At 43.1% G+C, this 10,948-nt stretch carries 15 protein-coding genes; 7 read left to right on the forward strand and 8 right to left on the reverse strand.

The features are described from left to right. On the forward strand, positions 1-1,955 hold a 1,955-nt coding region (locus B2Y23_RS13930; protein WP_291371464.1), incomplete at its 5' end, for a PhoX family protein. A 62-nt stretch (positions 1,956-2,017) separates the two neighbouring features. Here the strand turns inward: B2Y23_RS13930 and B2Y23_RS13935 are convergent. Further along, positions 2,018-2,800, reverse strand: a complete 783-nt coding sequence (locus B2Y23_RS13935; protein ID WP_291371466.1) for an NRDE family protein — start codon at positions 2,798-2,800, stop codon at positions 2,018-2,020. Positions 2,801-2,892: 92 nt separating this feature from the next. Here B2Y23_RS13935 and lgt point away from each other — a divergent pair, with 92 nt between their 5' ends. The 3 genes from lgt to B2Y23_RS13950 all read left to right on the forward strand — a co-directional run bounded on the left by lgt (position 2,893) and on the right by B2Y23_RS13950 (position 4,559). Then, positions 2,893-3,705: a prolipoprotein diacylglyceryl transferase gene (lgt, locus tag B2Y23_RS13940; protein WP_291371468.1), complete on the forward strand. Its 813-nt coding sequence runs from the start codon at positions 2,893-2,895 to the stop codon at positions 3,703-3,705. 96 nt (positions 3,706-3,801) lie between these two features. Then, positions 3,802-4,188: a hypothetical protein gene (locus B2Y23_RS13945; RefSeq protein WP_291355323.1), complete on the forward strand. Its 387-nt coding sequence runs from the start codon at positions 3,802-3,804 to the stop codon at positions 4,186-4,188. Continuing rightward, entirely contained in the window at positions 4,188-4,559 is a 372-nt protein-coding gene (locus tag B2Y23_RS13950; protein ID WP_291355325.1) for a hypothetical protein, read from the forward strand. The genes B2Y23_RS13945 and B2Y23_RS13950 overlap by 1 nt, the downstream gene beginning before the upstream one ends. Before the next feature lie 68 nt (positions 4,560-4,627). Here B2Y23_RS13950 and rplT read toward each other — a convergent pair whose 3' ends face one another. Next, complete coding sequence (gene rplT, locus B2Y23_RS13955) at positions 4,628-4,987, reverse strand: 50S ribosomal protein L20 (RefSeq protein WP_291355327.1); 360 nt, start codon at positions 4,985-4,987, stop codon at positions 4,628-4,630. Positions 4,988-4,999: 12 nt separating this feature from the next. Then, on the reverse strand, positions 5,000-5,194 hold the full coding sequence (gene rpmI, locus B2Y23_RS13960; RefSeq protein ID WP_004637967.1) for a 50S ribosomal protein L35: 195 nt from the start codon (positions 5,192-5,194) through the stop codon (positions 5,000-5,002). 236 nt (positions 5,195-5,430) lie between these two features. Between rpmI and B2Y23_RS13965 the strand changes: the two genes are divergently transcribed. Together B2Y23_RS13965 and B2Y23_RS13970 are read left to right on the forward strand one after the other, a co-directional pair. Next, complete coding sequence (locus B2Y23_RS13965; protein WP_291371470.1) at positions 5,431-6,690, forward strand: MFS transporter; 1,260 nt, start codon at positions 5,431-5,433, stop codon at positions 6,688-6,690. Positions 6,691-6,792: 102 nt separating this feature from the next. Beyond that, a complete protein-coding gene (locus B2Y23_RS13970; RefSeq protein WP_291355339.1) occupies positions 6,793-7,533 on the forward strand; it encodes an energy transducer TonB in 741 nt (246 codons plus the stop codon). Between the two features lie 37 nt (positions 7,534-7,570). Here B2Y23_RS13970 and B2Y23_RS13975 read toward each other — a convergent pair whose 3' ends face one another. The 3 genes from B2Y23_RS13975 to B2Y23_RS13985 form a co-directional block, all read right to left on the reverse strand. Then, the gene (locus B2Y23_RS13975; RefSeq protein WP_291371472.1) at positions 7,571-7,996 is read right to left on the reverse strand and encodes a YqaA family protein; all 426 of its coding nucleotides are present in this window, start codon (positions 7,994-7,996) and stop codon (positions 7,571-7,573) included. Between the two features lie 15 nt (positions 7,997-8,011). After that, complete coding sequence (locus B2Y23_RS13980; RefSeq protein ID WP_291371474.1) at positions 8,012-8,296, reverse strand: hypothetical protein; 285 nt, start codon at positions 8,294-8,296, stop codon at positions 8,012-8,014. An 88-nt stretch (positions 8,297-8,384) separates the two neighbouring features. Beyond that, the gene (locus B2Y23_RS13985; RefSeq protein WP_291355364.1) at positions 8,385-9,002 is read right to left on the reverse strand and encodes a glutathione S-transferase N-terminal domain-containing protein; all 618 of its coding nucleotides are present in this window, start codon (positions 9,000-9,002) and stop codon (positions 8,385-8,387) included. Between the two features lie 324 nt (positions 9,003-9,326). On the opposite strand from B2Y23_RS13985, the gene B2Y23_RS13990 reads away from it, so the two are divergent. After that, positions 9,327-9,815: an Hsp20 family protein gene (locus B2Y23_RS13990; protein ID WP_291355366.1), complete on the forward strand. Its 489-nt coding sequence runs from the start codon at positions 9,327-9,329 to the stop codon at positions 9,813-9,815. A 102-nt stretch (positions 9,816-9,917) separates the two neighbouring features. Here B2Y23_RS13990 and infC read toward each other — a convergent pair whose 3' ends face one another. Both infC and B2Y23_RS14000 read right to left on the reverse strand, forming a co-directional pair. Next, complete coding sequence (gene infC / locus B2Y23_RS13995) at positions 9,918-10,466, reverse strand: translation initiation factor IF-3 (RefSeq protein WP_291371483.1); 549 nt, start codon at positions 10,464-10,466, stop codon at positions 9,918-9,920. 5 nt (positions 10,467-10,471) lie between these two features. Next, the coding region (locus B2Y23_RS14000; protein WP_291371476.1) for a His/Gly/Thr/Pro-type tRNA ligase C-terminal domain-containing protein at positions 10,472-10,948 on the reverse strand (477 nt) is incomplete at its 5' end.

The raw sequence follows: 10,948 nt of genomic DNA on the forward strand, positions 1-10,948 counted from the left end.
CCACTTCTCATCAGCCAACTCGTCGTGATCTTTTAAAATGGTTTGCGGGTATTCCTTTTTTACCGCTTGGGGCAATGACCACTGCAGCAGCATTAACAGGCTGTAATAACAGCAATAACGACAGTGTCGTGGTAACTCCGCCTGTCGTCAAACCTGCAAATTTAAAAGCAGCCACCTTTACGGCCATGGCTGCGCCTGTGGCAATTGCAGACCGTGCAAAAACTTCAGTCAGCTCAAAATTAAAAATCGACTGGGATGATTCCAGCACCAGCGAATACCAGTTAGGTTATAAGAGTTTCTTTGAAACTGGCACAAAAGTACCGAAATGGGGTGGCGGTGAAATTATCGCAGGCGGTTATTTCAATGCCAAAGGCGAAGCTATTATGGATCTCTCTGTCCCAACGACGCCGCGCCAATATTTTTCAGACTGTCCGGATGGCTCATCACTCATTCATTTAGCAGATGCGAAAGTCGATGGCGTGAACAATCCTGTGTTCCACGTGGTGCAATTTGAATATGCTTCGCAAAACCTGGCAGGTGTCAGTGAGTACGGCAACCTTCCTTCACCTATCGCCATTTTGACTTTAGACCAGAATCAGACCACCGGTCATTTGGAATTGAAAAAATATTTCAATGTGGATACTGCACCTGTACATGGCTTGTGGATTACCTGTGGTGCCAGCATGTCTCCATGGAACACGCATTTATCCAGTGAAGAATACGAACCCGATGCATTTAATCAGGGTATTGGCGGGCCAAGTGTAGCGGGCATGGGCAAAAATTTCTTTGGCGATGTGAATACAGCTAAACCTTATAACTATGGTCATCTTCCAGAAGTGATTGTCAATAAAGACGGTAGCGGCAAGATCGTGAAACACTTCTGTCTGGGTCGTATCTCGCATGAGCTGGTGCATGTTATGCCAGACAACCGCACCGTGATTATGGGTGATGACTATACCAATGGCGGATTCTTTATGTTCATTGCAGATAAAGAAAAAGATTTGTCTGCAGGGACTTTATATGTGGCGAAATACACTTCGGTACTGACTGAAAATAGTACCGGCTCAATCAAGTGGATTGAGCTTGGACATGCCACCAGCAAGGAAATTGAAGATCTGGTCAATGTCAGCAATATCCAGCCAACGGATATTATGGAAAGCCTGACAACGAATCCGAATGATGCGTCTTATACGGAAGTTATTCTTGCCAAGAAAAAGCTTTGGGTCAAAGTGAAACCGGGTATGGAAAAAGCGGCGGCTTTCCTGGAAACACACCGTTATGCAGCGCTGAAAGGCGGCAGTATGGCGTTCACCAAAATGGAAGGCACAACCGTGAATATTAAGGACAAAGTGGCATATTCCGCTTTGGCCAATATTCAGGATTCAATGATTCAAGGCAATGCCGCATGGGTTGAAATGCATAATGTTTCATTTAGCAAAAAAATCAGCGCAGGCGGCGTGCTTGCCCATGACCTTGCTGCATCACAAAGTACGGTTTTTAGTCAGCCCATCAATAGCGAATGGGTGCCTTATCAATCAAAAATGCTGTTGATCGGTGAAGATATTACCGTGGATAGTTTAGGCAACACAGCAAATCCAGATAAAATCGCCAGCCCGGACAATCTTAAATTCTCTGAAACATTGCGTACTTTGTTTATTGGTGAGGATAGCGGTAATCATCCGAACAATTTCCTCTGGGCATATAACGTGGATAGCAAAGCCAATCCTGTACGTTTATTGTCGACCCCTGCAGGTGCTGAATCGACAGGTTTACATGCCGTTGACTCGGTAAATGACTGGACCTATATCATGAGCAACTTCCAGCATGCAGGTGATATGAGCAGCCTGTCTGCTGACTTAAAAGCTGCCACTTTGGCCAACTACAACAATGGCTATAGTGCAAGCGTCGGTTATATTACTGCTGATCCTATTGCACCATCAGTGACAAAAAAGTGATGAATATCAAGACAGCTTGGTAAATTCAACAGATAGAAATGCCGACCTCATGTCGGCATTTTTTATTCATTTAAAGGCAAATGTATCTGGATGATGTTGCCTTGGGTTTCTCCTTGCTGAGATTTTTCCTGCCACAGCCACGCATCATTTTTCAGCCTTAAAAAATTGGAACAACGCGTGCCATACACCGGGCTTTGAATAAAGGTCGAAGAGAGCAATTCTTCCATCTCGATGCTAATCCCGGTTTGTGGCAAAAGTTCGGGAATAATTTTCCGTTCATCTTCCAGAATATCCCACACTGCAAATTCCAGATCGGCTTCTGCTGTCTCGGTATGCTGTAGCATCGGCAAAAATTCCTGGGTAAAGCGTTTACGCAAATGTCTGGTTTTTTCCCAATGCTCGGTCATTAAGCCGTTAGAGACCACATATACGCCTTTGGCTAAAACCTGCGGTGCTTCACCGCGGTTACTCATGTATACCGCCTGACTGGAGTCACCTAAAAATAAATTAAATCCGGCATAATCACATTGCCTTTTTTCTAATTCTTGAGCAAATCGGATCGGAGCTAAATCAGATTCTAAAAAGACCTGAATCAAATGACCACGTGAAGTGGGATACTGCTTTTTATCCGTCGCGTCTCTAAAATTGGTCACGACTGCCCAGCGGCCTGATGCAGTAATTCCCATCCATGTCCCGCCAGACTGCAGGTCTTTTCCGGCAATAATCGGGCTATTTTCCCAGGCATGTAATGCTGAAGTCGGGCGCTGATAAAATTCATCCCGATTGGAAATCAGGCATAAGGGAGTATCCTCAAGGACCTGCCAAGCTAAAGCGACAATACACATAATTCATGCTCTTTATCTTTACACATTGAATGTACAACATTTTTCCTTAGTTTCAGCTAAAATCTGTGCAAAACATAATACAAGGAACAGGAATGCTGACCTATCCCAATATAGACCCAATTGCGGTATCGCTGGGACCTTTACAAGTGCACTGGTATGGACTGATGTATTTACTGGCATTTTTATTTGCCTGGGGACTTGCCACCTATAGAACCAAACAGCGTGATGGCTGGACGCCCGACATGGTGTCTGACCTGATTTTCTATGGAGCCTTAGGTGTTGTGGTCGGTGGTCGTATAGGCTACGTATTCTTCTATGGTTTTGAGCAGTTTCTGGCTAATCCGCTGTGGTTATTTGAGGTCTGGACTGGCGGTATGAGCTTCCATGGCGGCTTTCTGGGTGTAATGCTTGCCATGCTGTTCTGGTGTAAAAAATACCAGAAAACCTGGTTTCAAACGCTGGACTTTATTGCCCCTTGTGTCCCGACTGGCTTGATGTTCGGCCGTATTGGCAACTTCATTGGCGGTGAACTTTATGGCCGTCCGGTTTCTGATCCAAACTTTGCACTGGGGATGATTTTCCCAACCGATCCTTTACAGCTGGCGCGTCATCCCTCACAGCTTTATCAGGCTTTGGGTGAGGGTTTAATCCTGTTTATAGTATTGTGGTGGTTCAGCTCCAAGCCGCGTCCACGAATGGCGGTTTCTGCCCTGTTCCTGATTGGTTACGGTATTGCCCGTTTTGTAGTGGAATTCTTCCGCGAACCGGACAATGGTCAGCTGTTCATTGGCTGGATGAGTAAAGGCCAGTTCCTGACCGTACCGATGATTCTGATTGGCCTCTGGATGATGTGGTATGCCTACCACAAGAAAATCTATGATTGGGGTCCACAGAAAAATAGTTAATTTTTAGCGAGGCAAAAGCCTCGCTTTTTTATGGCTGTTTTTGCTACCCGGTTTTTGCTAAAGTGCAGTCAGTTCCCATCTATTTATCAGAAAAACATGCTCGAATTTTGGTTTAATCCTAAAGTTTCCATCCTCCATAAACTGCTGATCTTTGGGGTCATTGCCATTGCAACAGCTGTGCTGTACTGGATGGAACCATTAAAACCGGATGCCATTCTGATGTTTATGGGTACAGGTATTGTTTTCCTGATTTGCCGGTACTGTAAAATTCATTTTGCTGCAAAAAATCCGACTGGCCTGTTCTATCGACTCTTGGTCTGGATTCCAATTGCCCTGCTGCTGGCACTGATTTTCATGCATATGCAGGATGGTGAAATTCTCATTCCGGGTGCCCAAGGCATTGGTTTTATGGCTTTGGCCATCTGTCTGTTTTCACCCTTATCTTTACTGAATAAAAATGATTCTTTGGATGAGCCAAAATAATGCTGGAGTTCTGGTATTCAGACCAATGTAGCCGCCAGCTGAAACTGATGGTCTGCATTGCAACGTGTGTGATCATTTATCTCTGTTCTACCGTACAGCAGCTTTCGCCCATGTTGACAGGAATAAGTGTGGGCATCGGTATGGGGATTCATGTTTTAAGAGCGTTAAGTTTAAAAATTGCAGCAGATAACCCTTATAAGAAAGGTTTTGCCATCCTATTTTTTGTTATACCAATTATTGCATTGATCACTTTAATTTCAGCGTTGCCAGCGCAACATCAGCTGATGCTGGCCATTCAGGCAATTGGATTTACTGCCATTGGCTTATTTATATTAGCGGGCTTTCCCAAGCGCAGCCTGGATGAGAACTGATTCAGATAATAAAAGCCCAAATAAAAAAAGACCGCTAAAAGCGGTCTTTTTCAATCATCGGAAGATGATTAAGCAGCTAATGCATCTTTAGCTTTAGAAGCTAAAGCAGCAAATGCAACTGCGTCATGCATAGCGATGTCAGCAAGTACGCGACGGTCGATGATCACTTGAGCTTTTTTCAAGCCATCGATCATACGGCTGTACGACAAACCATTTTGACGAGCACCAGCGTTGATACGTGCAATCCACAAAGCGCGGAATTGACGTTTCTTTTGACGACGGTCACGGTAAGCGTATTGACCTGCTTTGATTACTGCTTGGAACGCAACGCGGTAAACGCGTGAGCGAGCGCCATAGTAACCTTTAGCACGAGCAAGAATTTTTTTATGACGGCGATGAGCCTGTACACCACGTTTTACACGAGCCATTTATAAATCTCCTTAGATGTATGGGCACATAGCACGAACTGAAGCAACGTCACTTACGTGAACCATCACACAGCCGCGCAATTGACGGATACGTTTAGCAGATTTTTTGGTCAAAATGTGGCGTTTGAACGCTTGTTTACGCTTGAAACCGTTAGCAGTCGCTTTGAAACGTTTAGCTGCACCACGGCGAGTTTTTAACTTAGCCATAACAACCTCTTTAAACACCTGTTCGGCACGTCTGCACCATTGCAAAAACGACCTGCAGGTAAGGGAGCGAGTATTCTAAAGCATCTTTGCTTAAAACGAAAGCAGAGATACTGAAAATTGCACACCAGTGATCAGATTCCCTTAGTCTTATTTTCAATATCAAAAGCGGGATTTTTTTGTTAATAAATCAACTATTCAGCATTATAATTATCACACCATAAGAATACTGGACTGCTATGAACCCTGTACAGGATGCTTTTGCCGCCCTGCGTTACCGTGACTTCTCTATTGTGACGATTAACCAGTTCTGTCTCACCCTTGCCATTTTAATTCAAGAAATCATTGTCGCGTATTCTCTTTATCAAATTACCAAAGATCCGTTGACGCTAGGCTTAATTGGTCTAGCTGAAGCTATTCCATTTATTGCTCTGTCTTTATGGGGTGGTTATTTTGCCGACCGCTTTAATAAACAGACCATCATGAAAATCTGTTTGTTTTTCGCCTTACCTCTACCTCTGATTTTATGGTGGCTTTTTCATGCTTACAGCTTGGCTCAAATTAGCGTAAATATCCTGTCTTGGGGAATTTATGCAGTTATTTTTGGCTTGGGCACCATTCGTGGTTTTTACAATCCGTCTGCAACATCGCTCAAACCTTTCCTGATTCCGCGTGAACTCTACGCCAATGGTGCAACCTGGACCACGATTGGCTGGCAAAGTGGCGTGATTATTGGTCCCATGCTCGGTGGTTTCATGCTGGCTTTTTTAGGTCGTGAAACCAGCTTACTGTCCGTAGCAGTACTTTTGGCCATCTGTTTTATCCTGATTAACCTGCTGCAAAAACGCAGTTTCCCCAAGATTGAAACTGACAACTTGCTAGAAAGTTTGGGCGATGGTTTCCGCTTTATCTGGAAAACCAAAATTGTACTTTGGGCCATTTCGCTGGATCTGGTTTCGGTACTGTTTGGCGGGGTCATTGCCTTACTGCCGATCTTCGCCGAGGATATTTTAAAAGTCGGTCCTGAAGGTTTGGGTTACTTGCGTGCAGCGCCATCAATTGGCGCCCTGATTACCATGATTGCCTTAACCAGATTTCCACCGACCCAAAACGCGTGGCGTAATATGTTGCTCGCCGTTGCCGGTTTTGGGGTATTCACATTGCTGTTTGCCTTCTCCAATAACATGTGGCTGTCTTTGTTTGCTTTAGCCATGACCGGTGCCTGTGACAGTATTTCAGTGGTCATTCGCCAGACCATTCTGCAAATTTATCCACCCGAAAATATGCGTGGCCGTGTTGCAGCCGTGAATGGCATGTTTGTCTCATCCAGTAATGAACTGGGCGCTTTTGAATCCGGTTTGGCCGCTAAATATATGGGCACCATTATGGCAACGGTATTTGGGGGCTGCATGACCATGATTGTGGTGGCAATGAGCTGGGCAAAAACCCATGACTTATTTGGTGTCGATATTACCAAAGTGCATGATCAGGAACATTAATTGTATTTTTAGACTTGCCAGTATTTCCAATTCAGGAAATACTGCGCACTCACCACACTCCGCTACCGCTGCAACATCTGGTTTGACAAGAAATAAATATTTATGAAGCAAATACTGTGTTTTTCTCTACTCATTTGTGTACCCTTCAGTACCGTTTACAGTGCTCAATCTAAAGCCCCAAAACAGCTTGCCGTTCAAAAAAGCGCAGCCCTTCCCGCGCATTTGACCACACGCATTCAGTGGACCAAATTTCCACGCCCGAACTATAAAAATGAAGATTTAAAAGAGCAGAACCGCAGTGCCATTATCCGCATTTATGCAGATGAAAGCGGCAATATCACCAAGGCCAGCGTACAGGAAAGTACCGGCTTAACCCATCTGGACAATCTGCTGGTTCAAGCGGTACGTGAAGCGCATGTCAAACCGCATATCGAAAATGATACGGCAACACCGCTCATTGGCTATCAAACCTTTAACTTAAAATTAAGCCAGGATGATGCTGAAATTTGTCCTTATCCTTTTGAGTCGAAAAATTGGCAGGCTCAACAGCAGAACAGAAAAACACCTTTTACCTACCGTACTCAGCCTCAGTTAGATATGGATTCTGACTTGCTGAATGGACACAATCGCGCGGTAAAATTTAACTTTAAAGTAAATAAACACGGGGACGTGAAAAAGGTCAAAGTCACTCAGGGTTCGGGTATTTATGCTTTAGACCAAAAAGTGGTTCAAGCCGTATCCAATAGTCAAATTAATGTAAAGCGCACCGCCAGCACGTTATGGATGTATAAAAAATCCAAATTTAAAGACGAGATTAAGTTCGACTTAAATCACTGTGAATAGACAAAATAAAAACGAGATGCACAAACATCTCGTTTTTTTAAAATAGACTAAAAGCCAAATAGATAAATAAGTATCGCCCTATTTTAGCCATCGAAACCAGCAATAAAAATCGGGCAAAGTTTTCTTTCAGCAAACCGGCAATCAAGGTAATTGGATCACCAATGACGGGCACCCAGCTGAATAACAACGACCAGTAACCATACTTTTTATAAACTGTCTGAGCTTTTAACATTTGCTGTTCTGAGACAGGAAACCATTTTTTGTCTTTGTAATGTTCGATCTTAAAACCGAGCCACCAGTTCACACAGGATCCCAAAATATTTCCCAAACTTGCAACAAATAATAGCCCAAAAACTGAATGACTGCCCTCTGCCAAAAAAGCTAATAAAACGGCTTCAGACTGCAAGGGCAATAAAGTTGCCGCACCAAAGGCAGCAATAAACAGTAAAACGTAAGCCGGCATTAGGCTGCTACCAATTTAAAGCCCGAGTTTTTTCTTGGTAGAAATATATTCGTAAGCTGACCATAGCACCGCTAAAACCAGAACCAGGTAACGGCTATAGCTATAGCGTTGTGTCAAAGGCTGAATAGCGACATATAATGCATTTTGGTCCTGCGTATTTAAAGTGGCCATAAAGTTCTGGATATGTACGGCTTCTGCAATAAACAGGATTAAACAAGCAGCGATACCAAAAATAATGCTCCAATAGATTTTTGCATTTTGTTCCAGAATACGCGTTGAATTTAAAAAGAAATTTTTCATACCAGCCATCCAATAAAAAACCACCGCGAAGGTGGTTCTTATGCATTATTAGCTGCATCTTAGCATAACTGCATGGCGGCGCAATTGATTACACTTTGATTGACAATGCTTTCTGCACAGCAGGACGTGCCGTCAAACGCTCAATATATTCTTTTACGTATGGATAATCTTCAAGCTCAATTTGCTGCCAGTCATAACGTAAAATCCAAGGCAGAATAGCCATGTCGGCAATCGAGTATTCACCGGCCACATACTTTTGACCCATCAGCTGCTTATTCAGCACACCATACAAACGTTTACTTTCATTGACATAACGCTCTATGGCATAGGGAATCTTTTCAGGAGCAAAACGGCCAAAATGATGATTCTGCCCCAGCATCGGCCCCAGTCCACCCATTTGCCACATCAGCCATTGTTCGACTTCAACGCGCTGCTGTTCATCAGTGGGATAATACAGTCCTGTCTTGCGTCCCAGATACTGTAAAATTGCCCCAGATTCAAACACTGAAATGGCTTCACCACGCGGTCCATTTTGATCGACAATCGCGGGAATTTTATTGTTGGGGGAAATACGTAAAAAGTCAGGTTGAAACTGATCATTTTCCAAAATATTGATGGGGAAAATTTGATATTCCAAGCCCATTTCTTCTAATGCTATTGTAATTTTATGACCATTGGGCGTTCCCCAATAATAGAGATCAATCATGTTTCCTACCTTTTGCCTTTTTCGTTTTACATGACATTATTGAACTGCGTATTTACTTATAGCATGTTTTTTATGGATAAATCTTAATTCTGGCTTAAGCTTAAATACGCAAATACTCATCTAAATCATCATTTTCATTCAGTATTCTTGATTTTTAAATACTTTTAAAACATTTTTATGAGCATGATTGAAAATGCTCAAAACAGTCTTATATAACACATAGAGCGATAATCTTTTTAAAGATTGCTTCAAATACTGTGCATGCAATAGCAAACAGGATTTTTCTTGTTTATAAAACTTCGTGATACTCAGGAGGTTCTATCAATGAGCAGTTTCAGCCTTAGTCCCCTATTCCGCCGAAGCATTGGCTTTGACCGTTTAAATGATCTATTCGATTATGCAATGCAAAGCGATACTCCCAACTATCCACACTATAACATTGAAAAAACAGGCGATAATAATTACCGGATTGTTGTCGCCACTGCCGGATTCAATCAGGATCAACTGGAAATTAATCTCGAAAACCAGTTATTAACCATTACTGGTAAAGCAGTTGACGAGTCTTCAGACAGCACGGTTGAATTTCTGCATAAAGGTATTTCCAGCCGTTCATTTAAATTGTCACTACGTCTGGATGAACATATAGAAGTTCAACAAGCCGATTATGAAAATGGTTTATTGAAAATAGATTTACAACGCAGTGTTCCGGAAGAGGCCATGCCGCGCCAGATTCCAATTGGCGGCAAAAGCACAGAAAAAATTGCTTCACCTCAACAGCAAACAGCGGAAAACTCCCAAGAAAATGGACAATGACGGGTCTTTTGAATGCTTGAGATGATCTATTCAAACCCAATTCAAAAATCATAGCCAATAAAAAAGCCCTGCGATTGCAGGGCTTTTCTAATCAACGAGTGCTTACTTTTTCTTTTTAGGACCAAGTAGCATACCCATTTGACGACCTTCCATTTTTGGTGTTTGTTCAACTACACCGAATTCAGCCACATCTGCTTCAACTTTTTGCAATTGAGCAAGACCGAGTTGTTGGTGAGCCATTTCACGACCACGGAAACGAAGCGTGATTTTTACCTTGTTGCCTTCTTCAAGGAACTTGATAATGGCACGTAATTTTACGTTGTAATCACCAACATCAGTCGCAGGGCGTAGCTTGATTTCTTTCACCTGTACTTGATGCTGTTTTTTCTTCGCTTCTTTTTGCTTTTGCTTAAGATCAAACAAATGCTTGTTGAAGTCCATGATTTTGCAGACAGGTGGCTCAGCATTGGCTACGATCTCAACAAGATCAAGATCGGCAGCTTCAGCTGCGCGCAATGCTTCTGCAAGGTTAACAATACCTTTTTGCTCACCATTTTCGTCTACAAGACGGACTTCTTTTGCACGAATTTCATCATTCAAGGCAGGACGGTTTGATTTTCCGCCCTGTTGATTACGGTCAGGCTGTTTAATCGCTGTTACTCCACAATGTACCGGCCGCGTTCGGCTACGGCTGCTTTTACTAAGTCAACGAAAGCGTCGATTGACATAGTACCCAAATTTTTTCCTGAGCGGGTACGGACATTCACCGTACCTTCCTCTACCTCACGGTCCCCAAGTACCAATAAGTAAGGAATACGCTCTAAAGTACGTTCACGAATCTTAAAGCCGATTTTCTCATTTCTCAAGTCAGAAATTGCACGAATTCCGTTTTCTTTAAGTTTCGCGACGACTGACTCACAAGCCTCGGCTTGAGCATCAGTAATATTCATTACACACGCTTGCACTGGTGATAACCAAGGTGGCATAAAGCCCGCGTAGTGCTCAATCAGTATACCAATAAAACGTTCGAAACTGCCAAGAATTGCACGATGCAACATTACAGGCTGATCACGATCGTTATCTTCAGTGACATAAGAGGCATCCAGACGTTCTGGAAGGTTGAAGTCACATTG

The organism is Acinetobacter sp. UBA5934 (genome assembly GCF_002430855.1).
Lineage (GTDB): Bacteria > Pseudomonadota > Gammaproteobacteria > Pseudomonadales > Moraxellaceae > Acinetobacter.